Annotated in this window: 27 protein-coding genes and 1 pseudogene; 6 read left to right on the top strand and 22 right to left on the bottom strand. The window is 54.4% G+C overall.

Annotated features, from left to right (window positions below; translation table 11 throughout):
* The first annotated feature begins 63 nt into the window (after positions 1-63).
* Positions 64-195, top strand: a complete 132-nt coding sequence (locus tag AC1XYH_RS19925; RefSeq protein ID WP_483326512.1) for a hypothetical protein — start codon at positions 64-66, stop codon at positions 193-195.
* Here AC1XYH_RS19925 and AC1XYH_RS19920 read toward each other — a convergent pair.
* From AC1XYH_RS19920 to AC1XYH_RS19900, 5 genes are all read right to left on the bottom strand, one after another.
* On the bottom strand, positions 192-659 hold the full coding sequence (locus tag AC1XYH_RS19920) for a MarR family winged helix-turn-helix transcriptional regulator (protein ID WP_483326511.1): 468 nt from the start codon (positions 657-659) through the stop codon (positions 192-194). The two genes, AC1XYH_RS19925 and AC1XYH_RS19920, sit on opposite strands and share 4 nt — an antisense overlap.
* Positions 660-725: 66 nt before the next feature.
* A complete protein-coding gene (gene aliB / locus AC1XYH_RS19915) occupies positions 726-1862 on the bottom strand; it encodes a cyclohexanecarboxyl-CoA dehydrogenase (RefSeq protein ID WP_483326510.1) in 1137 nt (378 codons plus the stop codon).
* A 59-nt stretch (positions 1863-1921) separates the two neighbouring features.
* Positions 1922-2704: an enoyl-CoA hydratase-related protein gene (locus tag AC1XYH_RS19910; RefSeq protein ID WP_483326509.1), complete on the bottom strand. Its 783-nt coding sequence runs from the start codon at positions 2702-2704 to the stop codon at positions 1922-1924.
* A 13-nt stretch (positions 2705-2717) separates the two neighbouring features.
* The gene (locus AC1XYH_RS19905) at positions 2718-3485 is read right to left on the bottom strand and encodes an SDR family NAD(P)-dependent oxidoreductase (RefSeq protein ID WP_483326508.1); all 768 of its coding nucleotides are present in this window, start codon (positions 3483-3485) and stop codon (positions 2718-2720) included.
* 31 nt (positions 3486-3516) lie between these two features.
* Positions 3517-5181 carry an AMP-binding protein gene (locus tag AC1XYH_RS19900; RefSeq protein WP_483326507.1) on the bottom strand — a complete coding sequence of 555 codons (1665 nt, stop codon included), beginning with the start codon at positions 5179-5181 and terminating at the stop codon, positions 3517-3519.
* Positions 5182-5385: 204 nt separating this feature from the next.
* Here AC1XYH_RS19900 and AC1XYH_RS19895 point away from each other — a divergent pair, with 204 nt between their 5' ends.
* Complete coding sequence (locus tag AC1XYH_RS19895; RefSeq protein WP_483326506.1) at positions 5386-6162, top strand: enoyl-CoA hydratase; 777 nt, start codon at positions 5386-5388, stop codon at positions 6160-6162.
* A 406-nt stretch (positions 6163-6568) separates the two neighbouring features.
* Positions 6569-6919: a hypothetical protein gene (locus AC1XYH_RS19890; protein WP_483326505.1), complete on the top strand. Its 351-nt coding sequence runs from the start codon at positions 6569-6571 to the stop codon at positions 6917-6919.
* Positions 6920-7030: 111 nt separating this feature from the next.
* Here the strand turns inward: AC1XYH_RS19890 and AC1XYH_RS19885 are convergent, their stop codons facing one another.
* The 6 genes and pseudogenes from AC1XYH_RS19885 to istA (AC1XYH_RS19860) all read right to left on the bottom strand — a co-directional run bounded on the left by AC1XYH_RS19885 (position 7031) and on the right by istA (AC1XYH_RS19860) (position 12911).
* The gene (locus AC1XYH_RS19885; RefSeq protein WP_483326504.1) at positions 7031-7177 is read right to left on the bottom strand and encodes a hypothetical protein; all 147 of its coding nucleotides are present in this window, start codon (positions 7175-7177) and stop codon (positions 7031-7033) included.
* A gap of 22 nt (positions 7178-7199) precedes the next feature.
* Entirely contained in the window at positions 7200-8525 is a 1326-nt protein-coding gene (locus AC1XYH_RS19880; protein ID WP_483326503.1) for an IS1182 family transposase, read from the bottom strand.
* 189 nt (positions 8526-8714) lie between these two features.
* Positions 8715-10271 carry an IS66 family transposase gene (gene tnpC / locus AC1XYH_RS19875; protein WP_483326502.1) on the bottom strand — a complete coding sequence of 519 codons (1557 nt, stop codon included), beginning with the start codon at positions 10269-10271 and terminating at the stop codon, positions 8715-8717.
* A gap of 91 nt (positions 10272-10362) precedes the next feature.
* A pseudogene (gene tnpB, locus AC1XYH_RS19870) lies at positions 10363-10509 on the bottom strand (IS66 family insertion sequence element accessory protein TnpB); the annotation flags it as partial.
* Between the two features lie 87 nt (positions 10510-10596).
* Entirely contained in the window at positions 10597-11352 is a 756-nt protein-coding gene (gene istB, locus AC1XYH_RS19865; RefSeq protein ID WP_483326501.1) for an IS21-like element helper ATPase IstB, read from the bottom strand.
* A 14-nt stretch (positions 11353-11366) separates the two neighbouring features.
* Positions 11367-12911, bottom strand: a complete 1545-nt coding sequence (istA, locus tag AC1XYH_RS19860; RefSeq protein ID WP_483326500.1) for an IS21 family transposase — start codon at positions 12909-12911, stop codon at positions 11367-11369.
* 393 nt (positions 12912-13304) lie between these two features.
* Here istA (AC1XYH_RS19860) and AC1XYH_RS19855 point away from each other — a divergent pair, with 393 nt between their 5' ends.
* On the top strand, positions 13305-13598 hold the full coding sequence (locus AC1XYH_RS19855) for a type II toxin -antitoxin system TacA 1-like antitoxin (protein ID WP_483326499.1): 294 nt from the start codon (positions 13305-13307) through the stop codon (positions 13596-13598).
* A 551-nt stretch (positions 13599-14149) separates the two neighbouring features.
* Here the strand turns inward: AC1XYH_RS19855 and AC1XYH_RS19850 are convergent.
* From AC1XYH_RS19850 to AC1XYH_RS19800, 11 genes are all read right to left on the bottom strand, one after another.
* On the bottom strand, positions 14150-14542 hold the full coding sequence (locus AC1XYH_RS19850) for a hypothetical protein (RefSeq protein WP_483326498.1): 393 nt from the start codon (positions 14540-14542) through the stop codon (positions 14150-14152).
* A gap of 3 nt (positions 14543-14545) precedes the next feature.
* Positions 14546-16756: a hypothetical protein gene (locus AC1XYH_RS19845; RefSeq protein ID WP_483326497.1), complete on the bottom strand. Its 2211-nt coding sequence runs from the start codon at positions 16754-16756 to the stop codon at positions 14546-14548.
* On the bottom strand, positions 16753-18339 hold the full coding sequence (locus AC1XYH_RS19840; RefSeq protein ID WP_483326496.1) for a tyrosine-type recombinase/integrase: 1587 nt from the start codon (positions 18337-18339) through the stop codon (positions 16753-16755). The genes AC1XYH_RS19845 and AC1XYH_RS19840 overlap by 4 nt, the downstream gene beginning before the upstream one ends.
* A gap of 282 nt (positions 18340-18621) precedes the next feature.
* Entirely contained in the window at positions 18622-19419 is a 798-nt protein-coding gene (gene istB / locus AC1XYH_RS19835) for an IS21-like element helper ATPase IstB (protein WP_483326448.1), read from the bottom strand.
* Complete coding sequence (istA, locus tag AC1XYH_RS19830) at positions 19416-20435, bottom strand: IS21 family transposase (RefSeq protein ID WP_483326449.1); 1020 nt, start codon at positions 20433-20435, stop codon at positions 19416-19418. Before istA (AC1XYH_RS19830) ends, istB (AC1XYH_RS19835) begins: the two co-directional genes overlap by 4 nt.
* A gap of 81 nt (positions 20436-20516) precedes the next feature.
* Positions 20517-21590 (bottom strand): tyrosine-type recombinase/integrase, encoded by a 1074-nt coding sequence (locus AC1XYH_RS19825; protein WP_483326495.1) that lies wholly within the window; start codon positions 21588-21590, stop codon positions 20517-20519.
* Positions 21591-21754: 164 nt separating this feature from the next.
* Entirely contained in the window at positions 21755-22606 is an 852-nt protein-coding gene (locus AC1XYH_RS19820) for a HipA domain-containing protein (protein ID WP_483326494.1), read from the bottom strand.
* Positions 22596-22838, bottom strand: a complete 243-nt coding sequence (locus tag AC1XYH_RS19815; protein ID WP_483326493.1) for a helix-turn-helix domain-containing protein — start codon at positions 22836-22838, stop codon at positions 22596-22598. The genes AC1XYH_RS19820 and AC1XYH_RS19815 overlap by 11 nt, the downstream gene beginning before the upstream one ends.
* A gap of 90 nt (positions 22839-22928) precedes the next feature.
* Positions 22929-23183 carry a hypothetical protein gene (locus tag AC1XYH_RS19810; protein ID WP_483326492.1) on the bottom strand — a complete coding sequence of 85 codons (255 nt, stop codon included), beginning with the start codon at positions 23181-23183 and terminating at the stop codon, positions 22929-22931.
* Positions 23173-23604 (bottom strand): type II toxin-antitoxin system TacA family antitoxin, encoded by a 432-nt coding sequence (locus AC1XYH_RS19805; RefSeq protein WP_483326491.1) that lies wholly within the window; start codon positions 23602-23604, stop codon positions 23173-23175. The genes AC1XYH_RS19810 and AC1XYH_RS19805 overlap by 11 nt, the downstream gene beginning before the upstream one ends.
* Positions 23605-23616: 12 nt before the next feature.
* Positions 23617-25347 (bottom strand): phosphoadenosine phosphosulfate reductase domain-containing protein, encoded by a 1731-nt coding sequence (locus AC1XYH_RS19800; RefSeq protein ID WP_483326490.1) that lies wholly within the window; start codon positions 25345-25347, stop codon positions 23617-23619.
* Positions 25348-25484: 137 nt separating this feature from the next.
* Between AC1XYH_RS19800 and AC1XYH_RS19795 the strand changes: the two genes are divergently transcribed.
* Together AC1XYH_RS19795 and AC1XYH_RS19790 are read left to right on the top strand one after the other, a co-directional pair.
* Entirely contained in the window at positions 25485-25907 is a 423-nt protein-coding gene (locus AC1XYH_RS19795) for a hypothetical protein (protein ID WP_483326489.1), read from the top strand.
* A gap of 91 nt (positions 25908-25998) precedes the next feature.
* A complete protein-coding gene (locus AC1XYH_RS19790) occupies positions 25999-26490 on the top strand; it encodes a hypothetical protein (RefSeq protein ID WP_483326488.1) in 492 nt (163 codons plus the stop codon).
* Positions 26491-26723: the final 233 nt, after the last annotated feature.

The following is a 26723-nucleotide window of genomic DNA, read 5'->3' as shown; positions in this document are numbered from 1 at the left end:
ATATGAAATATCGCGATACAGACCTAATTAACTGTAGATTTAGATTAGGACGGGGAGTTATTAATGTCAACATCATTACGTTATTTTATTTTAAGGCAAAAAAATACCGGCTCGATGGCCGGTTCAGCACAAATTGAGGAGTGTCGTATTGGCGACTGGGCAGGCAGCCTAGTCGCTGCTCAACGCCTCCTTTAAATCGACTGATTGTCCCGTAGCGATACCTGAGCCAGGTCCGCCTGTACGCGACTAAGATAATGCAAGAGACTGACTGCATCGTCGAAACCGATGCTCTTCAAGCCCTGCTTATAGAATTCATAAATCCGCTCCTGCAAGTCTTCCCAATAAAGACGGCCCTGCTCAGTCATCACTACCAGCCTAGCCCGCCCGTCATCAGGATGGGGAATGCGTAGCACATGCTGGTCACGCTCCATACGCTTGAGCACCCCATCCAGACTCTGCCGGCTGACCACGAGGTATTCTGTCAACTTGTTGAATGAAATCCCTTCCTCATATCCTGAACGCGAGAGCGCCCCCAGTACGGCCCATTGCACCGTACTTATACCCATCTCGTTCTGAACCTGACGCTGCAGGGTATTCCCGGTCTGGAACAGGCGGAAAAACAGCCTGTTCGCCACTCCGTCGCGTTCATTATGCTTCATAAATCCCCATTGCTTCGGTATCCGGTCAAATCGACTAGCTCCGCATACCGCAACGGCGGAGCATCATTATTTTAATACTTCTCGGACAATGATGTTCTTCATGATCTGTGCGGTGCCATCGCCGATCTGCAAACCCATTACGTCACGCAGACGCTGACCGAACGGCAGATCCTCACCCCAACCGGTATGACCGTGCGCCAGCAGACACTGATTGATCACGTCAAAAGATAACTTCGGCCCCCACCATTTGTTCATTGCCGCTTCGGTGCTGTGGGGCAGTCCATTGTCTTTCATCCACAGCGCATTAAAACATTGCAGTCGCGCAGCATGCACGAACGTCTGATATTCCGCTAGCGGGTGAGTCAGGCCCTGAAAGGCCGCCAATGGCTGTCCAAAGGCCTGACGCTCCGTTAACCACTGCCATGTTTCGTCCAGCGAGACCTGGGCCAAAGCCAGACACTGCAGCCCAATCAATGCGCGACTATAGTCGAACCCTTGCATAACCTGCTTAAAGCCCTTCCCTTCGTCGCCCAGCATATTCGCCACTGGCACTTCGACATTGTCGAAGAAAATCGACCCGCGACCAATAGCGCGCTGACCAGCGTCTTCAAACCGCGTAGTGCTAATACCCGGCAAATTCATTGGCACCAGGAAGGCGCTGATGCCACTGGCGCGCTGTTCAACCGTACCAGTCCGCGCAAAGACTACAGCCACGTCAGCCTGATCAGCCATGGAGATCGAGGTTTTTTCACCATTGAGCACAAAAGCATCACCTCGACGCTCTGCCTTGAGACGCAGGTTCGCAGCGTCAGAACCACCGTGCGGCTCAGTTAACGCAATACAGACCACCTTGCGGCCTCCGGTGATTTCACCCAACCACTCGCGCGCCAGTTCCGGCGAGGCGTGACTGGCAATGATCTGACCATTCAGCGAGGCCAATAAAGGAATATAGCCGACGTTGAAATCGCCCCTGGAAATCTCCTCGATGATAATACCGCTGGTCATGCAGTCCAGGTCGCTACCGCCAAACTCCGATGGCAGCTCACCACCCAGAAAGCCCATTTCGCCCATCTGCTGAATGGTTTCGCGTTCGATTCTGCCTGCCCTGTCGCGCTTGCGATAGCCAGGCGCGAGCACTTCTGCGCTGAAGCGCGCAACGCTTTCTCGGATGGCGTTCTGCTCGTCACTGAATGCAAAATTCATATCTCGTCTCCCATCCCAAGTACTAGGCTCGCCGGCAGCACGCCGCCGGCATCTCACTGTTATTTATGGAATTTACGGAACTCAGGCTTACGCTTTTCGAGGAAGGCCTTGCCACCCTCCTTCGACTCCTCTGTATCGTAATACAGGCTAAGAGCCTGCATACCCAAGGCACCGATACCGGCAATATTCTCACTATCGGCATTGAACGAGCGTTTGGCGATTGAGAGTGCTGTCGGGCTCTTCTCGAGGATCTCGTCACACCATTTCTGCACTTCAGCATCGAGCTCGGACTGCGGCACAACGGCGTTGACCAGACCCCACTCCATTGCTTGCTGAGCGGTGTACTTGCGGCACAGGTACCAGATTTCCCGGGCGCGCTTTTCACCAATCACCCGAGCGAGATAAGCCGTACCAAAGCCCGGATCCACCGATCCGACCTTGGGGCCCACCTGACCAAAGATGGCGTTATCAGAGGCAATAGTCAGATCGCAAACCACGTGCAGCACGTGGCCACCGCCGATAGCAAAACCGTTGACCCGCGCGATGACCGGCTTGGGCACCTGACGGATCAGAGTCTGCAGCTCCTCCACCGGCAGACCGATAATTCCTCGACCGTCGTACTGACCGTCGTGCGCACCCTGATCACCACCGGTACAGAAAGCCTTGTCACCGGCACCGGTGAGCACGATGACACCGATGCTCTTGTTCCAACCGGCGCGGTTAAAGGCGTCCAACAATTCCATGCAGGTTTGGCCGCGAAAAGCGTTATAGCGCTCCGGGCGGTTGAGCGTGATGGTGGCGACGCTGTCTTTTTCTTCGTAGAGGATGTCTTCGTAGTTCATGTTTTTTCTCCTGTTAGCCGACCATTGTCAGGCCGCCGGATACACTGATCACCTGGCCTGTAATGAAATTCGCATCGTCGCTGGACAGCAAAGCAATGATGCCGGGGAAGTCTTCGGGCTGACCGAGACGGCGCATCGGCACAGCGTTCTTGAACGCTTCAAGCAGCTTCTCGGGGTTATTCGCGGTGTCCGCCACGCCTTTAAGCAACGCGGTATCCGTCGGGCCGGGGCACACCACGTTCACGGTGACGTTCTTGGTCGCCAGCTCGCGCGCCAGGGTTTTGCTCAGACCCACCAAACCTGCCTTGCATGCTGCATAAACAGCTTCACCGGAGGATCCAACGCGCGCCGCGTCAGAAGCAATGTTGACGACCTTGCCGCCGCCCGCCGCTAGCATTTTCGGCAGCACCACGTGATGCATGTTAAGCGCGCCGGTCAGGTTGATGGCGATGAGCTGGTCCCACATCTGCGGCTCGGTCTTGAGGAACGGCATGAAGCGATCAAACCCTGCGTTATTAACCAGTACCGTCGGCACGCCGAAGTCCGCTTCGATTGCCGCAACGGTGGTTTTGATCGCCGCGTAATCGGTAATGTCAGCTGCGTAGGCCTTGGCCTTACCGCCGTTCTCCGTTATTAGATCCACAGTGACTTGAGCTGCAGCCTGATCGCGATCAAGCACTGCGACACTGCAACCTTCCTCGCCAAAGCGAGCACAGACTGCGCGACCGATACCGCCACCGCCGCCGGTGATGATGACTGTTTTCCCGTTAAGACCTTTCATAGCAAACCTCTCTGTAGCTTGAATTGAGCGCTTAGACGCGTTTGGCCGGTGCGACCTGGACATCCTGCGCGAGCTCGCGCAATTTAAATTTCTGAATTTTTCCGGAGGGCGTACGGGGTAGTTCGTCCATGACTTCCAGATATTCCGGTAGGTAATTGCGCGATACGCCCTGCTTGGAAAGAAAAGCAGCCACTTCCTCGAGTGAGAGTTCGGTATACCCGTTATGCAGGGTGACGTAGGCGCACATCCGCTCGCCAAGGCGTTGATCCGGACAGCCCACCAGACCGACCGCAGAAATGCCAGGGTGCTTGTAAAGCAGGTTCTCGATCTCGACCACCGGAATATTCTCGCCGCCGCGGATGATCACATCCTTGGTACGGCCGGTAATGCGGATGTAGCCGTCAGCATCGATGGTCGCCAGGTCACCGGTGGCGAACCAACCTTCGTCGTCCACGCTGTACAGCTCGGGACGCTTGAGGTAACCGATGAACAGACTTGCGCCGCGGACCAGAAGGTTGCCTTCCTGCCCTGCGCCCAGCTGTTCGTGCTGGTCGTTTTCCACCTTGACCTCAATGAAGGGCAGCGCCACACCATCGGTAGTGCTCGAACGTGATGCGTCATCTTCCGGACGGGTCATGGTCACGGCGCCGTTCTCGGTCATGCCCCAGGCGGAAATGATCTTGGCCGGCAGCACGCCAGCGGCACGGTCGACCAACGCGCCGGGAATGGGGGCGCCGGCGGAAACGAAGATGCGTAGGGAATCCAGATTGCCGGTAGCCGTCGGAGCGGTATCAATCAGATCAGCCAGGAACGGCGTGGAGGCCATGGTAAAGGTGGGCTTCTCGGCCGAAGCGATGCGGCCAAAGGCTTTCGCATCCCAGATATCCTGCAGCACCACGCTTGCCTTGAGGTAGACCGGCATCAGCACTCCATACAGAAAGCCGGTCTGGTGCGCCATCGGCGAGGACATCATGATCACATCGTCAGCATTCAGATGCAGGCGCTCGGCATAGGGCCGCACGTTGCTGAGCAGGGTATTCGAGGTGTGCAGCACGCCCTTGGGTTCACCGGTTGTGCCGGAGGTAAATAGAAGCTGGATGACATCGTCCGCCGACGGCTTGCGCTCAGCGAACAGCGCCGCGGTGTCGGCTTCCTCTTCCCAGGCGCGCTCCAGCAGCACTTTCTCGAAGCTGTCTTCACCCTGGCCGTCAACTACCAGCACCTGCTCGAGGTTTGGCAGGTCGGCGCGAATGTTGGCAACCATTTCCGCGTAATTAAAGTTGCGAAAGGTTTGCGGCACGACCAATAAGCGTGTTTCGGCGTGGCCCAGCATGAAGCGCAGCTCGCGCTCGCGGAAGATCGGCATCAAAGGATTGAGCAGCGCACCGATGCGTACACAGGCCAGGTTCAGTGCAATCATTTCCCACCAGTTGGGCAATTGACAGGACACCACTTCGCCCTTCCCTACGCCAAGCCCCGCCAGCCCGGCAGCCATACGGGTGACGATGCTATCGAGCTGACCGTAGGTGAGCTCCCTGCGCTCATCGCTGGCGACCCGATAGCTCACCACTGCTGTTGATTCAGGTGCTTCGGTGACAATTCTATCAAGGTAATCAGTAATGGTCATGTCATTCCATGCACCCAGATTGATCATTTCTGAGCGACGTTCAGCAAAACCAGCTGTTGTTATTTTCATCACTATCTCCCGAGATACGCTTGGTTCTTATTGGGTCAGGTCACGACATCTGATGAGTGCTGCCTGCTGTTCAAAACATTAAGACCGGCTGAACTATATGTCAACATGTTGTCTTTATTTTTTTTCACGCTTAAACTCAAAGTTGCCAAGCCCGTCACCGCTCCGTGAGCGCGTGCCTACTCACTCAAACAAGAAGGAAAACATATGAATTACAGCAACATTCTGGTGGAAACCCACGATGCGATCAGCTTGATTCGGCTGAATCGCCCCGCCGTATATAACGCGCTCAATAACGCCTTGATGGATGAGCTGGGAGACGCTTTACGTGATTTCGAGCAGAATGCAGACATCCGCGCAATGGTCATCACTGGTAGCGAAAAAGCCTTCGCCGCCGGGGCGGATATATCGGAAATCAGCGGCATGTCTTTTTCTGATGCCTATCTGAGCAACTTCGTAACCGCCAACTGGGAACAGGTTGCCCATTGCCGCAAACCGGTCATCGCGGCGGTTGCAGGTCTAGCGCTTGGAGGAGGATGCGAGCTGGCGATGATGTGCGATTTCATAATCGCTGCTGAGAACGCTCGTTTCGGACAACCTGAGGTTAAGGTCGGCACACTGCCGGGCGCCGGCGGGACGCAGCGATTGGCCCGGGCAGTGGGCAAGGCAAAAGCAATGGACATGTGCCTGACAGGCAGAACGATGGACGCGCAGGAGGCTGAGCGCAGTGGACTGGTTAGTCGCATAGTCCCCACCAACAACCTGCTTGACGAAGCATTGGCTGCAGCGGCTGCCATCAGCGCGAACTCGGGAATGGCGACCATGCTCAACAAGGAAGCCGTTAACCGTGCTTTCGAGACCACACTGGCAGAAGGCGTTCAGTTCGAACGTAGGTTGATTCACGCCAGTTTCGGCACGGAAGACCAGAAGGAGGGAATGAAGGCGTTTCTAGAAAAAAGGCAGCCAGTATGGTGCCATCGCTGAACGTGAATAAGGCTGGGATACCGGTATCGTGAGACCTACAGAGCGTGTTGAGCCCCCCAACAGGCACTAGACGAGACGCCCAGGATGCTTCAGAGCGTACCCATCATCAGGCGTATGTCGCCAGCAACTGAATCCCTGCCAGAAACTTAGCTGAGTGAATCCAACGGGTTTTATAGAGGCCATTTGTTTAAGTCCATAGCTGTTTTATAACCGTCTGCGGAAACGGGGTAGAGCTCTACTCTAATCGGCAAGCACCTTAAAACTGTTGCTGAGAAGCAAGGGATTCAGGTCATCGTGACCACCCACTCAACGGTTATATCCTCTGCTGTATCGGTGGAGAGCATCATTCACATGTCACGGAAGGATGAACCAGAAGCGATACCGTTGCGGAGCTGTGGCCTTTCAGATGCCAGAAATCACACAAACGGACTTCATCGCTCAGGCCGAGGCGATCAAGCTGGAGAACCACGGGCCGATGTGGAAGGTTGTGTTCGGGAACGACCACGTCCTAACGGCTGCGGAAACGGCAGACGACGCCAAGCGCCAAGCGCACTATGCCTACTGCAACAACGCGATCTTCTTCAACGACCCAGAGAATGCCGGTCTTTGCACCGACGACGAGCTTCCCAACATGCCCACTGACGAGGTTCTGAAACCTTACCCCGACCTGTTGATGTGGAAGATCGAGATGCCCTGCCTTGCTACCAATGCCGCAACCGCAGGTTTGTCCGATTCTGGCGCGGCGGCATCCATCTGATCCCATTGCCCAGGTGTGGGGTTGGTGTGGTGGGGACGCACCCCTAACCCCCGGCTTTACGATGAGCCGATCACACATAGACGGTCTAGGAGTCTGCGCGGCAGAAGTATTTTAAGCCAGCACTTCCACCACACCTGACAACGGTGTGGGCTCATGGTCGCGGCCGCCCGAGATATCCAGCCAGGCTAAATATCGGTTTGCCGCCACCGCCGGCCTGGCTAAGGCCAATATGTCAGCCTTACGGTGGGCGTCCTGCACGCCCATGTATCCTTTCGATTGTCTACACCAGTCTCATCAATGTGCTCATTCGCCTGAGGTTGAGCGACAGGCAGACCAGATCCCATTCACCTTGTACCGCGTTGAGACCTCGCAGACTGAACTGCCGGAACCCCAACACATTCTTGATCCAGCCGTTGACCGCTTCAACCAAGTGCTTGCGCTGCCCATAAACGGATCGTCCGGCGGCGGTGGCCAGTTTCTCCGCCATCCGCGCCGTCGCCGGATACCGGGTCGCGTCTATTTCTCCGGGTTTCCTACCTTCCCGCCGCAGTGACACATAACCATCAATGCCGTTGACCTCCAGCGTCTGAAGATCACCCTCCTTACGGTAGCCGGCATCGGCCAGACACTGCCGGGGATAGGTGCCCAAGGTGTCTTTCACGTCGTTCAGTAAGGGCAGCAGACAACCGTTATCACTGGGATTACTGCCCTGATGATTGGCAACAATAAGCTGGAACTCACCATCAACGGCCAGCTGGCCGTTGTAGCATTGCTGGAACCCATCCGATGTTTTCATAATCCGGCTTTGGGGATCGGTGAAGTTACTCTGGTCTTTGTCGTCCGGCACTCCATAATCCCGTTTGAAATTCCGGCCACCACGGGGCGAGCGACGATCGTCGTCCGGGGATCGGCCTCGGGCCTTGTCTCGCTCCTTCTGGTCCGCTTCCAGCTTCTCCTTGGCGGCACGGATCTTGTCCAGTCTTGCCTGGCGGTGCTGAAGCTCTTCAGGGAGTTCATCACCGCGTTGATCCGGGCCGAACTGCTGATCTTCCTCTTCATCCGTTCGACGAGCCTGGCGGCACAGCTCATCCACCTCTTTGGACAGGCGTTTTTCTTCTTCCTGCATACGGCCATAACTCATGGCCTTGTGTTTGCTCGCGTTGGCCCGAACCTTGGTGCCATCAATCGCAAGTGTCCCCAAAGTGATCAGTTCCGCTTCCTGGGCGATCCGGACGACCTGAATAAACACAGCCTTGAACGCCGCCAGATGCTGTTTGCGGAAATCGCAGATGGTTCGATGCCTGGGAAAATTGCCTGCTGCCAGTACCCGGAAGGCCACGTCCTCTTCCAGCTTCCGGGCGATTTTGCGGGATGAAAATGTGCCCGTCGCGTAGGCGTAGATTAAAACCTTCAGCATCATCCGTGGATCGAAGGGGGAATTGCGCCGGCCGTCCCCGTCGTAACGGGCATAAAGCGCACTTAAATCCAGCTCCTCGACGACATCGCTGACAAAATACGCCAGATGGCCTTCAGGCAGCCACTCGTTCAGGCTTGGGGGGAGGAGCAATTCCTGGTCGGGAGAATACGGGCGGAAGGTGGTTCCCATCGGTCTTCCTGATGCTGAAGAATTTTGGTCTATTCTGCCAGAAAGTGACTTCTGCCGCGCAGACTCCTAGCTTGGCTTTTGGGCGTGAGGCCCAGTGAAATGGAAACTATTGAGGTAGTAGGCGATCACTTCAAAAGTAAGCATCCGGTAAGTACCGTCTTGACGAGCGGGTCGTTGTTCTAGTCGATGCTACAGCTTCACATTCCAAGGCAGCAGTTCGTCGATCCGGTTCACCGGATGGTCTGCAATGACCGAGAGGACGTGAGTGAGATACGCCTCGGGATTGATGTCGTTCAGCTTTGCCGTCCCGAGCAGGCTGTACATCGTGGCTGCGCGTTCGCCGCCAGCATCGGAGCCCAGGAACAGGTAGTTCTTGCGCCCCAGCGCCACACCCCGCAAGGCTCGCTCTGCCGCATTGTTGTCGATCTCGATGCGGCCGTCTTTGAGGTAGCGCGTGAGGGCCTGCCATTGATTCATGGCATAGCCGATAGCCTCCGCAGTGATCGATTTGCGTGAGATCTTGGGTAGCTGTTCTATCAGCCAGGCGTGTAGCGCCTTGACCAGCGGAGTGGCTTTTTCCTGGCGTACTGCTTTGCGCTCATCCGGCGGCTTGCCGCGTATATCCGCCTCGATCTGGTAAAGCGCTTTAATCTGTTCGAGAACATGTGTGGTAATGGGCGTTGGCCGCTGCACATGCATGTCGTAGAACTTGCGTCTGGCGTGAGCCCAACATCCAGCCTCGATGACCCGCCCGGTGTCATAGACAGCGTCATAGCCGGCATAGGCATCGGCTTGCAGGATGCCGGCGTAGTCTTTCAGGTGCGTTTGCGGATGCATGCCTTTGCGATCCGGCGAGTAGCGGTACCAGACTGCCGGCGGGGTGGTATCGCCACTGGAACGATCATCGCGCGCATACACCCATAGACGACCCTGCCGTGTTTTCCCGTTGCCGGGAGCGAGCACCGCAATGGGCGTGTCGTCAGTGTGCAGCTTTGTTGCACTGAAGACATGACGCTGCAAGGCCTCGACCAGTGGCCGCACCAGTTTGTGTACACCGCCCACCCAGTCGCCCAAGGTGCTCTCACTGAGCTCAACACCTTCACGCGCATGGATCTGAGCCTGACGATACAACGGCTGATGATCGAGGTATTTGGATACCATGACACGGCTCAGCAGCCCGGGACCGGCGTAGCTGCGAGCAATGGGGCGACTCACCGCAGGCGCCTGATCTATCCGTTCGCAGCACGTACAGCTCATGCGGGGGCGCACGTGACGGATCACCCGGAAGCTGGACGGTACATATTCCAGTACTTCGCTGACATCCTCACCCAAGCACTGCCAGGCGCCACCACAGTCAGGGCAGCTGGCATCCTGCGGCAAGTGCTCTTGGGTGTCGCGGGGTAGATGTTCTGGCAAGGGCCGGCGATTGGGTGCAGATCGAACTGGCTTAGCAGGCGCAGTGGCCTCGGCCTGCTGCATGCGTTCACCCTGGTTGATATGCAGCTCTTCCAGTTCCAGCTGCAACTGTTCTATTTGCTGTATCAATTTTTCGGACTTGCGACCGAACAGCATTCGCCGCAATTTATCGATCAACAAGGTCAGTCGCTGGATCTGCTGTAGATCATCGTTCTTTTCCTCGCGCAGCAGATCGCGCTCTGCTGTCAGCGCAGCCACTTCAACCAGTTGCGCCGACAGCAAGGCCTTTAAATCAGCGATGTTGTCGGGGAGTTGGGTGGGCTTTGGCATGCGCAATATTTTACTAAATAGGACGCACTTTATCTATCAGTAATTGCCATGAAGGCCAGCATATATGGGGCTTTCAGCTCTTTATTGGAGGTCAGGCGTGAGTCGGCTTTTGGGTCCTTTTTGGTTGTCGCCAATCGATGCCTTCCAACAGCATTGACAGTTGCGCGGGCGTCAAATGAACGGCCCCGGATTCTGCGCCAGGCCACACGAATCGACCTTCTTCCAGACGCTTTGCGTATTCCGGCGAACGTGACCGGTCATTCCGGGGATCGTGACCGATTTGCACACGGCCTTCACGCTGGAGCGGGTTTTGTACTCTGAGCGGTCACGATGGGTCAATCGATACCGCGTTTTGAGCGTTAGCCTTTCTCAGTGATTCCCCCTTCAGATTGAGCCGGTGGGCGCCGTGCAGGAGCCGGTCCAGGATGGCATCGGCGAGCGTGGCGGAGCCGATGTACTCGTGCCAGTGTTCGGTGGGTAGCTGGCTGGCAATGAGCGTTGAACCACGTCCATGTCGATCCTCGATCACCTCCATCAGATCCTGTCGTTGCTGGGCATTGACCTTCTGCATGCCCCAGTCGTCCAGGATCAGCAGATCGGTTTTCAACAGCTGCGTCATCAGGCGGGCGTAGCTGCCGTCGCCGTGGGCGATCCGCACTTGCTCGAACAGCCGTGGCACCCGCAGGTAGCGCACAGACAGTCCTTGCCGGCAGGCCTGGTTGCCCAAGGCGCAAGCCAGCCATGTCTTGCCACAGCCGGTGGGACCGGTGATGCACAAGTTCAGGGATTGACCGATCCAGTCACAGCTGGCCAGGCCTGCCATACGGGAACGTTCCAGCCCTCGCGGGTGGCGGTAGTCGATGTCTTCGATGCAGGCCGGCACGCGCAAGCGGGCAGCCTTCAGTAGCCGGTCCAGCCGGCGGTTCTCCCGGTGCAGTACTTCCCGGTCCACTAGCAGGGCCAAGCGCTCCTCGAACGCCAGATCGTGGGTTTGCGGTTGTGCCCGTTGCTGTTCCAGGGCGTCGCACATGCCCGTTAGCTTGAGGTGGCGCAGGGTGTTCAGTGTGTTGTGAGTCAGCATAGGTTTCTCCGGGATCAGTGGTAGTAATGCGGGCCGCGAACGTTGGTGTGCGCCGGCAGGTCGGTCAGGTCACGCTCATCGTCGGCCAGAGGCAGCGGGAACTGGTCCAGCCCCTGTTTCAGGATCGAGGTGATGCTCTGGTAGCTGGCCGAATTGATCGACACCGCCCGGGCACAGGCTTGTTCAAGGCGTTCACGGCTGTAGCGCCGGCTGAGATTCAGCAACCCCAGGCAAGCGCGGTAGCCATGCTCTGGATGAGGGCGGTCCTTGAGTTGGCTCTGCACCACCTCCAGCGTGCCGGGGCCAATGTCCTTGGCCCAGTTAACGAAGCGCTGCGGCGACCAGTCCTTGTGGGCCTGATGCGCCTTGGGCATGTGTTCGGTCAGGGTCACGAAGCGGCTCTTCCCGTGGCGGGGATGTAACGCCACCCGCTGGCCCTTGTGCATGACCTCCAGGGCGGTATCTGTTACCCGTACGTCCAGAACCAGCCCGACCAAGGCGTGAGGCACGCTGTACAGCCGCTTGTCGATCTCTATGTGGTAGTCGATGCCTGGCCTGGCCTTGCGCCACTCGGCGTAGGTATAGGGCGCTACTGGCAGAGGCCGCAGCGCCGGTCGATCAAGTGCGTCGAACAGGCTCTGACGGCTCTCGGTCCGCCCTTGGAACGGGCGCTGGTTCAGGGCGGGTAGCAACGCTGCAATGGCGGCATTGAGTTCGGCCAAGGAGAAGAACGTCTGGTGCCGTAAACGCGCCAGGATCCAGCGCTCGACCAACAGCACCGATGTCTCGGCCTTCGCCTTATCCTTGGGCTTGTAGGGCCGTGCTGGTAGCACTGCCGTCTGGTAATGGCAGGCCAGCTCAGCATAGGTCTCGTTGATCGTCGGACTGTAGCGGTCCGCCTTGGTCACTGCCGCCTTGAGGTTATCCGGAACCAGCAGTTCCGGCACCCCGCCAAAGAACTTGAACATCCTCTGGTGGGAGGCGATCCAGTCTGGAAGGCTCTGGCTCCAGGTGGCTTCGGCGAAGGTGTAACTGGACGCGCCCAGCACTGACACAAAGACCTGGGCCTTGCGCACCTCACCGGTAGAGCGGTCCACCACCGGCACAGTAGGGCCGCAGTAATCGATAAAGATCTTCTCGCCAGCGCGATGGACCTGTCGCATGCTGCGGCGCTGCCGGCCACGCCAGAGCCGGTAGTGGTGGCAGTACTGGCTGTAGCGATACGCCTTGTCCCCGTGGCGTTCTACGTACTCGGCCCAGAGCAGTTGCAGAGTGACGCCTTTGGTCTTGAGCTCTTGATGAACCTCGAAGTAGTCGGGCTCGGCAAAGCGTGACGGTGGTGCCTTGGCCGGGAACAGCAGCGCGTACAGCCGAACCTCGTCCAGGTCCTTCGGCAGTGGCCAGGTAACGCCCTGAACCTGGGCCAGGCTGACGTACTTGCCGACCACGCCCTTGGAGAGTCCGCAGGCACGAGCAATGCGCTCGTGACTGAGACCGGCTTCGTATTTGAGGCGCAAGACCTCGGTGATCTGTCGCATGGAAATCCTCGCAGCCGGCATCCGCTCTTCCTCGTGGAAAAAGGAGCGGTATGCGCGATTAAGTTGAAGAATTCCAGTGTGTTGGCAGTGATTCCGGGGGAACGTGACCGACGATTCCGGCATCGTGACCGGTGATTCCGGGAAATCCCCCAAAATCGGTCACGATAAAACGGAATGAGCGGTCACGTTAGCCCGGAACAGGCGGTCACGTTCAAACGGAATGGACGGTCACGATGGGCCGGAATATGCAAAAATACCGTTTGACGGCTTGCCAGCAGGCCTCAGCGTTCTCATTCCGGATGTACCAATCATTCCTACCCTCTAATCGCTCGATCCACATCAGCCTAGGCGCGCAGGTCCAAGCTGTCTCCGATTTAGCACCATAGAAAATATATGCCTCAGTGTGCTGTTATCATGAATATTGTGGCCTGCTATAGTTCATCAGTACGCAGCGCCGTTTCAATCCCAGCCAACGACAAGGTCGCTTCGATGACGCACGACGAGCACTGCGAGATTGATGTCGAATTTCATTCCGACCAACTCGAGCTCATCAAGACAGCGGCCGGCATGTGCGATCAGCCAATTACAGACTTCATCGTTGACGCTGCATTCGATAAGGCTGTAAAGACCATCCTGACGGACAAGGTCACCTTCATTTCAGATGAGGCTTATCAGGCAGTGTGTCGTACCATTCTCCAGTCGGAGTGATAGGTTTTCGGTCTCAATTGGAAAGGAAGATCGACCGGAATTCGGCCTAGAGTCGAACACACCTTTACCAAGGCCAACGAGATTGAGAGCCAAGTTGGTGAACCGCCCGCCGCAGCGCCACGGAGTCGTCGTTTTCCAATATATCTAACGGAGTCCGACCACCAAAAATGGGGATGGGCCAGTGTACAAACTTGTTCCGATTAGTAGGATTTTCGAATGTGGCGTCGATGACAATGCTCAACTCCAACACCAGCCTTGAGCGTTCCACCTGCTCCAACGTCACCCGATATAAACCGTCAATATTAGAGGACTGGTGCATTACATCTTCAAGCTCGCTTGTGGTCAGTCGCAAAACTCGGCAGATGCTTGCAGCGCTCAGGCTCCAGCTTCTCAATGTAGCCAATGCAAGGCAGAGAATTTCTCGCTGATTACCTCCCAAAATTGTTTTTTCGAGCCCCCCATATTGTTCAACCTTAGAATGCAATGATCCGGCGATAACTGTTTGACGGCATTCTATCAATCGCCACTAGCGGCCTACCAGCGCTCTCAAACTACCTCCTCGCTTTAAACAACGGCTGATCAAGCATCGACTCCGTCAAGCCGTGCATATCTGCGTTGGCTTGCCATCGCTTAAATCGCACTAGCAGCTGATTATTTACCTTTCTGAGCAACTGATTCTCAGCCTCAAGCTTGGCGATGCGCTGATTAGCATCCTTTAAATCTTTCACGTACCCCGGAGCTTGAGACGGTGCTTTCAATGCTTTTTTGCGATCCTTGATCGCCATCTTGAAATCCTGTCGCGTACTGAGAGCTTGGCGCGTGACGCTGATACCTAATTCAGCTTTGCACGCCTCAACCAGCTCGACCCATCCAAGCTTAGGGTTCGTCCACTGCGTAATGAGCGCGAGTATGTTCTGCTCATCCTTTTCCGAAAGACGCGCCATTCTTTAGCCCTCTAGCTTTTCCATAAGTGCCTCTAAGTCCGTTAGGGAGGGCATAGCTTCTTCGGCCTTAGCCTCGATAGTCTGGGGATCAATGAGACCCGCCATTGCAGCCGCGTTATTCGTCAAATTCCACCCGTTATCACTGTTCCACACGATGTCTCCATTTTCCCTTTCAGGGTTCTCCAGCGTCTCGATCAAGGCGTTGCATTTGAATAGATCCAACGCCGCTTTCTTGCGCCACTCAGACGCGCCGAAAAGTCCACGTGCTTCAGCATCAACAGACTTTTCATAGTTCATTTTGAGAGCGTTCCGCTCCTGCTTGATGTTCGCTAGCTTGACATCGTCGCCCTTCACGCACCCCAGCATGCCGCAGGTTAAACAGGCCCCCATCTTTGGGCAGGGGGTGTAGCTAAAATCATGCACGCAGATTCCTAGATGCGTTTTGTGGATGATCCGATCTTGGGCGTTTTCGTCCAATTCAGTCACATCGCTCAGACTGAGTGGTGCGTTGGTTTTAAGCATCTCAAGGCGCTGGCCATTATTGCTTTTCTTCGTTGAAGGGTGCACCGTAATGAGCGCCTGAGTGCGCTCTTCAATTGTTTCATGGTTATATACGCACCCCATTGAGGTGCGCCCCGAAAACGCGTCTATCAACAGCTGCGAAAGACCGGCTCGGTGCATCTCGGTATTCAACTCGTGTCGAAAAGCATGAGTGTTTACGCTAACATTAGAATATCCGTGCCGCTGAAAAATGCTACGCCGTTTACTCCCCCCCTTGAGCTGTACAGCAAGGCGAGCACTATTAGCTCCCAGCTCCACGCCAAACGGGTGGGCAATCGCAACAGGAACTTGTGAGTTATTGAACAAACTCCCCGTACGCACGGTAAAAAGTGCGTCACGGTACTTCAGTCGCGGTTTACCCTCTTCGAAGGGAGTGGTGTACGGGAAATTCTTTGGCAGGTACTTCTCCCGCATAAGTACATTCAGCGAGCGAAGCGTTATCACACAGGTATCTGTGTATTCCATGTGGTACCGGGTTGTACCAGGCACATAGACCCTTTCGCCTTCGCTCGTATCAATACCGCTGCAAATCGCGTCAAAGACAGCCTCCGCCTCAGGGCTCAGCGCGGTTCGCTTAGCGAACTTGTTGAGGAAGTTTTGATGAAATCTATTCCGAGCGCTCTCACCCTTAGCGACGGCGAGCCTAAGCGCCGCGCAGACTTCATCATAGCTTAGTGGATCATCTGGTCCCTTTTTGGGCAGCCCTGGGTGCGGTGGAAATTCGTCGGGGTGATCCTCCAGCCAAGCCGCATATTTGCGCGCCTCGTCAGTCAGAGGTCTTAGCAAGCTCAGGGCACGTTCTACGGAAGGCTCCATACCCGTCACCACAGGCTTTAGCGTCTCGCCAAACCCTTTTTCACTGTACCAGCGGAGGAACATACGTTGACTGCCATCCCGACCCGTCTTGTAGACGATACAGTCACGGGGAAGATCAGCCAGTTCGCCTACACGGCTTGGCTGGCTCAACAGGAACACACAGGCAGAGGTTATGATAATGTCTAGCGAGCTGTTCAGGTCGTTATGGAAGATCTCGCCCAAGGCCTTAATCGACTCTTGGCTAGGGAGTTTCGTCTGATGGTCACTCCTCTGCTGCTTCAGGGTACCCTTTGATATATGGAATAGCGGCGAGGACCAGTGAAAAGGCGTCGTTAGTAGCTTTTTTTCCTTAATCAAATCAACGATGTTTTCCAGAAACTTGCTGATTCGATAGCAAGTTTGACTACTGTTCAGATTGGCCTGGATGTACTCACAAGCCTTGTAGCAAACGGCTCCGTTGAGCTGGGTCACATCACCTCGACCGGTCATCTCGACCAGCGCTACCTCCATAGCTTTAAGTGCCATAAGCCAGCCAGTAACATTCTTCTTATTATTTAGAATCCGGTAGTGCACGATCATAGCTTTAGCAAAATCGATAAAGGGTTGTTGCATTGGTATTTTATCAACAGCCTTCGCGAATCTGTTATTGCCCAGTACGTAGAATGTGCAACTTCGAATACCCCATCCGTGCCAAGAGAATGCCTCCCACCGCACACCCGCATGTACTTTTTGCGGGACACCTTTGGGAAGAGTGGCTTTTGCCCATCCAATAAAGACATCCACCTGCTCTGCGGCTTTGAGGTTTTTTTTTGGCGTGAACGGCTCGATATTTGTCATACATCGCCTCTAGAGATCTCGCGTTTGGAGATGAGCGACCTACAGTCCAGTATGACCCTACGACAGGCGAGGATGGCACGATCCCAGATCGCGCCAGTGACTTTGTCATTATCGATTGACTGCGCCCGGTAGCGCTCCATGCGCTCCAGTGAAGCTGCGTGATCGGCATGCAGGAGTGGTTGGAATTTCCTGCACCCATAACACGAGAGAGGAGTGTCTAAATGGCAGGCCGCATCAGAGCCACAGACAGCCAGATCCTGAATTTGACGATCTGCCCTGAAACCATTCTTAGCCGACTCACGATCCGTAACTATTGTTCCTGAGAAAGCATTTACCACCAATGCAAGATGACCGGACATCTTTGCGTCGATCAGCTTCATCAGCTCTGCGGAGACCTGTCGGTACTTGCGGACCGTAGTGGTTTTCCTGTGCATCAACGCATGGGCAATCGACCACTCGTCCAAGCCAGCATTTGAGAGATCGGTACCCAGGGTGTGCCGGAAACGATGACCACGGGTGATCCTCAAAGGTTTATGGGTCCGACTCGATATCGGAAAGCTGTCCATCTTTTCAATCTGCTTCAACCAGTTCAATGTGATGGCCTGGGTGACATGAAAGTCCGAGTTGGGACCGTGTTCGAGTGAATTAAGGTCATTGTTGTCGGTAATGACCGGAAGAGGGCTGACGTAACTGGTACCAGTAGCTAATTTACGCCGAAAGAGCGGGACGTGCTTTATTGCTCGATCCCAATCAGCTCGACCAGGAAACTCTAATTTAAGACGGGCCAGCACGAGCGACTGATAAGCCTGCACAGTGGCATACAGATCTGCATCAAGGTTGAAGGTCTCGTATTTTTTACGGAAGCCTCCGTCATCATATCGCTGCTTAGCCCAAAAGAGGCGGATCTTATATCCCCGCTCTGTCCTAATAAAATCATCAAAGACGCACTTGCGTAGCTGAGTTCCACGTTGCCCGTACACCATCAGCAGTTGTAAATAAAGGTAACGTTCGGGATCCAGAACGTCATGACAAAATGCCTCGTGCGACCACTGGTGCAGTGCATTTTGTTCTTGGAGTGTAAACGGACCCTCTTCGGGGTCCAAACTCAAGATCACGTCTCTACCAGATAGCTTTTTCCTCGGCATTGCGGCATAAGCATCGATCAGTGCTTGGTCCGGACGTTGTTGCAGGGATTCGCAGTCGTGCCAGAAAACCACAAAGCTGACCAATATCGAAAATTCAGTAATCGAAAAGCGATCACGCAAGTCGATTATCTGACTCTCTCTCAAGGGGTTTAATTCAGCCTGAGCCGCACGCGATAATATTGAAGCGATATTAGACAGTGTTGCTTGTCCTATCTCTGCCATACGATACGCCAACGCGGCATGAAGCCAACGTTGCCATTCAACAGGGACGCAGCCTATGGCAGCTTGCCAGTTGACTGAAACACAGGTCATATCTGGCCTCCACATCGGCTGGGAAGGAGTAAACAGGGTCCCGCACCTTGCCAGTCGTGGCTGATCAAGCCAATTATCAAGTTTATCGGCTGAAGGCACTTCTAATGCGGTAAGTGCGATGTTCATTGCTTATCTCGCTTATTGAAAACGTCTTCCACTTCCTCGCGAATCCGCTGGAAATTCTCTGAACGCTTTGTCACGGCTTTATCGGCCTCTTCTTTCCAGTATTTTGCGCCGTAAAGCCCCGGCATCTCGGAGTTTGACCTCCACCCGAATGCATAGGTCAGCACCTTCTGTGTTTGCGTTGTGCGATCTTCGGGAGTAAGTGCGTCCAGATGTCAACGCCGGTTTAAAACTGACCCACTTAACGGCGATATCGCCAGTTTAAAACTGACCCACCCTTGGCGATTAAGTGTTGCTTAATAGATCCTTGCTGCTAGCCGAGATCGGCGCGATACCGGCAGCATTCTTGTCCTTCAGTCGATAGCTTTCACCCCGGATCTGCACGATATGCGCATGGTGTAACAACCGATCCAAGAGCGCTGCCGTCAACGTTGTGTCGTCAGCGAAGGCATGGGACCACTGCGAGAACGGTAGGTTGCTGGTCACGATGACACTGCCGTGCTCATACCGCTTGGCAATGACGTTAAAGAACAGATTGGCCTCTTCACGACCAAACGGCAGGTAGCCGATCTCGTCGATAATCAATAGCCGGGGAGCCAGAACACTGCGTTTCAAGTACTGATCGAGACGCTCCTGCTTGCGGGCGGTCGCCAGTTGCAGCATCAGGTCAGCGGCGGCAATGAAGCGCGTTTTGATGCCCTGGGCGACGGCCTTGTGACCCAGACTGATCGCGAGGTGGCTTTTGCCAACGCCACTGGGGCCTAGGAACACGACGTTCTCTGCTCGCTCCACAAAGGCTAGGCTCGTCAGTTCGTTCAGCTGTTTGCGCGGTGCTCCGCTGGCGAACTTGAAGTCATAATCCTCAAACAGCTTACGCCCCGGGAAGCCGGCAAATTTGAGTAACGTCTCCCGGGAGCGGAGTGACCGTGCGTCCAGTTCCAGGCGCAATAGCTGCTCAAGGAAGTCAGCCAGGGTGTCTTCTTGCGAGGCGCAACGGTCGGCCATCGCAGACCATTCACTGGCGAGCGTATCGAGCTTCAGGCTCGCGCAGGCGTACTGGATACGCTGATGTTGCAGGTTCATGGACGCACCTCTAGCAGCCGGTCATAGGTGCTTAGCGGATGCTGGAAGCTCTCCCTGGGCACAGGCCTTGCGGCGATAGATATTTGCTGTACTGCCTGTTTTGACTGCGACGGCAAGGGATTGAGTTGGAAGCGTTCCTGATCCAGTAATACTTGAGGTTTAATGCCTGTAGTGCCGTGGATACGTTGATGCGCCACACGTTCAAGCCAGGGACCTATGTGAGCGTTGGCCGTGGGCACATCCAGTCGCAGGCCAGCCTGGTTCAGTGTGGCCGCCAGAGGCGTGATGAAGCTGTTCTTCAGATAGCCATTAAAACGCTCAACCTTGCCCTTGGTGCGTGCTCTGTAGGGCCGGCAAGCGCGGGCGATAAAGCCGTAATCTCGCGCCGTCGCCAGCAGTTGCGCATTCCAACGATGATGGCCTTCGCCGTAGGCATCGCGCTCGATCATGATGGTCTTGGCGTTATCGAACAGGATCTCCTGAGGCACTCCGCCGAAATAATGACATGCTTCCTCAATACCCCGCAGCCAGTCATCCTGACGCTCATGCTCGGAAAACCGGACGTAGGTGGCGCGGCTATAACCCAGCGTCGCAACGAAGGCTTTAATCGTACGCCGGTGACGTGAAATGGTCGTGAAGTCGACCTGCATCTGCTTGCCGGGCGGGGTCTCGAAGCGGACGACGGGATCAGCCTCGACCGTTTTGAACTCGGCAACGTAGTACTTGAGCTGGGAGATGCCACCGGTGTAGCCACGGGCTTGAATCTCGCTAAACAGCACCGTTGCGGGTATCCAATGCGGCTTGGCCGCTTCAATTCGACCTAACAGATAAGGCTTGTAGGGCTCCAGCTTCGTTGGTCGCGGACCCCGATCTGGATAGCTAGGCACAACGGTCAGGTCTCGTAGGTACCGCCGTACGGTATTGCGCGATACTCCGAGTTGCCTTGCGATGGCACGAATGCTGTTGCCTTGGCCATGTAATACATGAATTTCCACGAGTCTCTCCTGAGTCAACATCGGCCGCCGCTCTGATCATTTGATTAGGCGGCCATTTTGCTTCAGGTGGGTCAATTTTAAGTCGACGTTGGTGGGTCAGTATTACTCCGGCGGTGACACCAGATCCTCCTTCATGCTGCGAAGCAGTGTAAATACCGCATCATGGCGCAACCTGTGGGAGTGAATCCCTGCCAGCTTCGGCACTGTTTCACCCAACCGATTGAACAAACCATCGACGGCTTTAATAGACATGGGCTGACCCTCATTGCGATGATGAGCCACAAGAAGAAAAGGATGGTTGTTCGCATCAGAAGCGCTGGCCTCGGTACGCCGGTACGTATCGACGTACTTTTGAATAGCCCGTGCAAGCTCGTCGGGTATCGGCAGCATGCGTTCATTCGTTTTGGGGCGCGGTCCAGCCTTACGAGGATCAATCGATTCATCCTCCAGACCCACGATAGCAATCTGATTGATGTGCCACATGATGTCGCTGAGTTTAATAAGGAGCATCTCAGATCGACGTAACCCGAGCTCCAACCCAAGTAGCACTATGATGTAGTTGCGGTACTTGTGAGCTCCAGTGGTAAACGGGTTGGCATTGCTCTCAGGGTGAGCAACCTCAAGCAAAGATTCCCGTTGCTCTTTAGTCAGTCCTTTTATCTCGTCATTCCGTGTTCTTTTCCAGGCGGGTCTAGCAGACTTGATCTTACGATTAAACCGCTTTTTAAGATCTCTGGCAGCATCCTCTCGCGTAACTTCATCGCCTAGCCTTTCGTACAAGAAATCAAGGTAATCTCGAACAGTCTCGCAGCGCTGCTCGGCGTGAGCACTGCCGACGAATTCGTAGGCTTTTTCGAGCAAGCTCACACCGGCGTGCTTTTTGTCTAACGTGATCTTTGAGAGGTGCGCATCAACCATGAATCGGCTGATTTCACTATCTGTTAGGTAGGCAGATTTTGGGCGCTGTTCGAGTCGTGAAATTAGATCAATGGACAAGCTGTCAAGAAACTCGTGGAACAGTGCGATGTGTCTTAGAAGCTTATCTTGTGTGTTGGGCGACCGATTCCGAAACTTATGTGTCACTAGCAGATTGGGGTAGTAAAGCGGCACCCGGTCTTGCACCAAAACCTTTTCTCGACCACCATTGAGCCGAATTTCCACGACTTGATATGACATTATCTTATCCCAAAACTTTACATTTCTAGAATAAGCAAAGCGGGGATTCAGGTCAAATCTTAAACTTTACACTTCTTGTTTCCCTTAGAATCATCAAGACCAAGAAGCATCAATCATTGAGGGTATTTTATATGGCCAAAGGCGACAAAACAGGGCAAACAGGATCATAGGTTTAGGACATTCATCACGCTGGGCCTTGTCGCTTTGCGAAGCAGCTCAAAGGCGTCTGAGAAACCCGGTCCACCCTCACTCTGATACTTCGCTTCAGAAACAACACCTAGAGCCTGACAAAAATCTTCCTGATGAACGCGGTGTATCGCGCCAAGCTCTTCATGTATCCGGTCGTAGCGCTCAACCAGAAGCGTTTGCTCACCTGCAGCATTCAGGACAAGTGACTCTGCAACTTGCAGCCCCATTGCGCCAGCAAGTCTTAATGAAAAGGCCTCATTGATCACGCTGCCATCAAGGGTGCGTATTGCCGGCTTCATGATATGGGTGCTTGGACTGCCGTTCAGGGGTAGGCCAACGCGGTGACCATCAAAAACAACAGGCAATTTGTCCTGAGCGCCAGCAAGTGACAAGCGCAGACCGTCCGTACCCGCAAGCATTGGGCGCCGTGGAAGCTCTCTAATAACTTGGCCCAACTCTTCATCACTCAGCCATTGCACCTGAGCGCTCTGGCCTTGAGTCGGCGCCCGAGCATCAAGGGTTATGGTGACAGCGCCAGCACACTCACCCCCCAACGCTCTCAGCATGCCAAATTCATTCTGCCTAGAAACGTGAGTGATCTTTTCTAGCCGCGCACGCTGGGCACCCTCTGGCAATAGACCGGCAAAGAATGGTCTGGCTTCGCTATCAGAGAATGGGGAAACCCGCTTAGGCAAAGAAATCGACAAAGCAGGTATTGAGGGGTTATCCAGGGCGCTGGTGGAATACTGGAAGCTCATGCGGCCTTCGACCAAGCTCAGAGCCCCAACACGTTCACCCTGCAACCAGACTGACAGATCATGAGCCACCGTTAGCCACCTCATTACCAGGCATACCAACCAGCTGTACGATCCCACCTAGGGCGTCTACTACTTTCAAGGCGGGCTCTAACGAAAGAGTACTTTTGCCTGACTCAAGGTCTACAATAAACCGCGTACCTACCCCCGCAGCAAACGCAAGCTGCTCTTGGGTCAACATCAACGATTTACGCGCTTTGCGCACTGCCTGCCCAAGGTCTTTTACGTTTGTAATAGTCTGCATGATGCCCACCCTATTCTTACCGTTCGGGAATATTAACCCCTCAGGGCCAGATCACCTACAGAATATTACCGTTCGGGAATATGCAATAACCTAAGCAGGCGCCACGGTGAGGTAATGGCTCTGCTTCCAAGTGCCCTTCTCAGCTTCAACGAGTATCTCCTGTGATTTAATGACACACCGTTTACCTACCTTTGCAAAAGCAGACTTTAGGCTTTTAGATACCACAGCGCGCGCATCCTTTTCAGCAGGATTCAAAACCACTATGGCTTCTTGACCATCCATCAAGCGCGCAAAATCGGAGTATCCAAGATGCCCAAGAAGATAGCGGCTTTGCTTACCTGACATTCTTCACCTGCCCTTTCTCAACTTTGACTGCCATAGCATCAGCTCCGTTTAACAGGAACGCACTCATTGTCACTCCAAGCAAATCGGCGCATTTCTGGTAACGTTTCAATCGCGCACTCTCAAGACGCAAATCTAGCCTTTCATTAGCTGGTTCGGTTTTACGTGGTGGTGGCGTCGGCTTTCTCCCCGCAATAGCATCGCGGTAGCCGGCACTTTGCTGAGACTTCATGCTAATGACCTGGTTGTGTTTCTCTAAGCCCGCCATCTGCTTATCAGGCTTCTTGTTACGAAAGGACAGCCCCTGCTTGTACCCAACCCCATAGCGCGTCGTTAAATGCGGCTCGATGAGCAGGAGAAGTGCTTTATGTTCCTCGGCAGTCAACGGTTGAACTGGGATTGGTGCCGGCGTTGTGTCTGTCATGCAAAATTCCATTCAGAAAAGGTCGAGCTGGGCCTCAGCCCGCAGGCGCTCACATAGCGCTTTTGGGTCGTGCAGAATCGGCTGAAGCTGCAGGCGATGAATCTGGTTTGACATTCTAACCATACGGTCCCACTCCGCGTAGCCACCTTTGTACATCTGTACGGTGCCCAAGCCCATCAGATAAAACATGGCTTCTGCTGGCGCATGGGTAAGGCTAACCCGCTCTAGGGCGTAATCCAGATCAAATTCATAGAACAACCAGGCACCCTCGTGATCAATGTCAAAGCTATCTCCTTCGTTGGTGGCCTCAAGGGCGTAAGTACCATCGCGCAGGGTCTTCAGTTCTTCACAGTCTGCAGCAGCTGCAGCCACGTTTCGCAGCCCGCTGAAAACGGCATTGTAGTCTCGGTCACAGAAAGGCATTTCAGCTGTGAACTTCACATCAGCTGCAGTGAATACCGGTAGGCTACTGTAATCCGGCATAGCAACGGAGAGCCCATTGTCCTCAACGTCCCGGTACATCCGAACAGCGGTGAATGGCTGTTGATACCCATAGCGCGCCCATAGCAAATCGACAGCGAGAACTTGCTCAAGAGTCAGCAGATGGAAGCGGGGCTCAATGCCTTTACGCGATGCGTATGCACGCTCATTACGTTGCATGGTAAGAATGATACCCAGCAGCTCTTTTGTGAAAGCAGGCGAATAAGCATTGGGTAGAATCTTGATCGTGCCACGATCTTCATTGACTGTGCGTGCTAACCAGCAGCGCGCGGATGGATCAAAGTGTCGCGCTTTGATATAGCCACGAAGCTCATTGAGCGGGCGCATCCAGTCGTAACGGTTGCCTTCATCAGCAAGCATGTTTTCGGTCGAGGTATCTCGCGACACACGCAAGCACGTCCAGCAACCTGTTCTAGCCGAGCAGGGAGCCCGTGGCGCTTCTTTCTCAGCTAAGTAGGCAACAACCATACAGTCACCGCCGTTCATATCCCTGTACACCCTTAGCAGGTCTTCCCAGTCGTCATAGGTTGCCACCTTACCGCTGGTGACACGGCCAATGAACTCAAACACCTCAAGAGTGCTGAAATTAGCAATCGGGCTCAGTACCAGATCATTAGTGGCTGTGTTGAGTGACTTTGCCTCACTCGCGCTTTCCCCGCGTTGTTGCATTGCGTTGCCGCGTGCGACCGACTCATCAAACCGCGTGCCTATGATCGACACAATCCGCAATTCTTTGCGCTTCTGGCCGGTTTCACTGGCAATCGACTTTTTAATAAAGCCCTTCACCTGATTTAACGGATAGGCCTTAGTCATTTGCTGACATTTCGTATTGTTGCCGACGGACGCAATCGTCCTACCTCCCAAAATTGAGACAAGGTAGTCCTGGCTCAGCGGGGGTTCGGCCAACCAGACCTTAACCGGCACTTGCTTTGATGAGTAAGCACGAATCTTATTCAGCTGGCCCTTGTTGTAGTTGTGGATAACAGGATTTTCCATCTTTGTGTTGCTGTGGGCAACGTGGATGGTCGGTGAGGTGTTGCCCTCTTCCACCCACTCCCTTGCAGCCATCAATGTTAGCGCCAGCGTTACGGATGAATCTTTGCCCCCAGAGTAGGCAACTACTAGATGCGAACCTTTGGACAGCTCTACTTTGACGCTCTCAATAGCATTTCTCACCAAAAGGTCCAGTCCGTTCAACGGGGCTTGGTGCTGCTGAATATGGATGATTGCTTGAGCTGTCATGGTTCACCTGTTTTATGTCTTCGCCTCAATGACTCCATAATATTAAGTTACGCTTGTACATACAATCGTTATTTAATATTATCTTTTCGACGGCCACACAAAGGTCTATATGGATACTCAATACGAGGATGGCAAACATGAAACGCGGCGAACAAGAAGCAATCAGAACTGGCATCAAGAAGCGACTAGCCCAACAGGTGCAAGGCTCCAAAGCTTCAATTGAGGGTCAATTTGATCAAGTAAAATCAGACCTGATTTTAGACTACGAAAAGCGCATAGACCTCGTGTTGAACTTTAAGTTGGGTTACATGGAAGAGAACGCAGCAGCCTTGCCGTGCAACGACTACGCGCTTATCAGAAACGCCATTGACCTCTTTTTTATGCCTTCGCCATTAATCCCGGTTGAGTCTGCATCGGCAATGTTTGCCAGGGCCAAGAAAGAGTTGATTGCCACATTCGAGCGCTACCGTGATACAGCGATGATGTTCTCCTATGCCGACATTAATGGTCGAAGAAAACACGCAATACGCGAGCAGATGAGCTTAAAAGTGGCGCCTTAACAGGGCGCCCCACCCATCTCTATGTTCAAGGCAATGTCGAAGCCTTGAGCCAATAACAAATCGCAAGCGCCGGATGGCTATTGGGGTAAAGATGACTGACAAGAATGAAACAAATGCTGAATGGGAAGAGCTAGACTTTGTGTTCGCTGGTCGCCGCGTCCTAGAGGGCAACAAGATGGGTGCGCTGATATACCCCATCATGACGAATGGCGAACTGGGCAAAGCAGGAGTTTATGGCTTCAAATCCTTCAAACGCTGCGCGGTTGGTGGTGTTTACAAAGGGGCGAGGTTCACCGATACCCAGATCAGTGGTCATGCCGCAGCAACCTACAAAGAACAGTGGGCGAACCTGGAACAGCGAATTGAGTGGCGCGCTCTTGATGAGAAAGCTGAGGCAGATGACCGGCAAACTAAGCTTGAAGCTGACGCCCGCAAAGTCTCTGACATAGAGCGTATTTTGCTACCACTACGTGAGACCTACGCCGGTTTCTCGCGGCGCTATGACCGGGCTGGTCAGCAGGCATTGGAAGGCGCAGTTTTGGCGGCGCTGCGCGCAGCTCCACGACAAGCAGAAAAGCGTTAAGCAGGTATTCAAGCGCGTTACTCTACCCTGCAAGAGCGCCGGTCAGGGTTAGTGTGCACATATAAGTTGAGCCTACGTTGCTGCTAATTGGGGGTGCTTTGCCATGAATGTTGCGTACACCATCCCCTCAGGGTTCCAGCCTGCGTCTAGCGCAACCTTGGTCACTTCGCGAAAGACCTCCTGGGCGTCTACGGTTACTTCGCGAAAACCTTCGGCAATTGTCACTTCTGAAT

Source organism: Pseudomonas sp. GW-45 (assembly GCF_056896675.1).
This window is presented reverse-complemented; position numbering and strand designations above follow the sequence as displayed.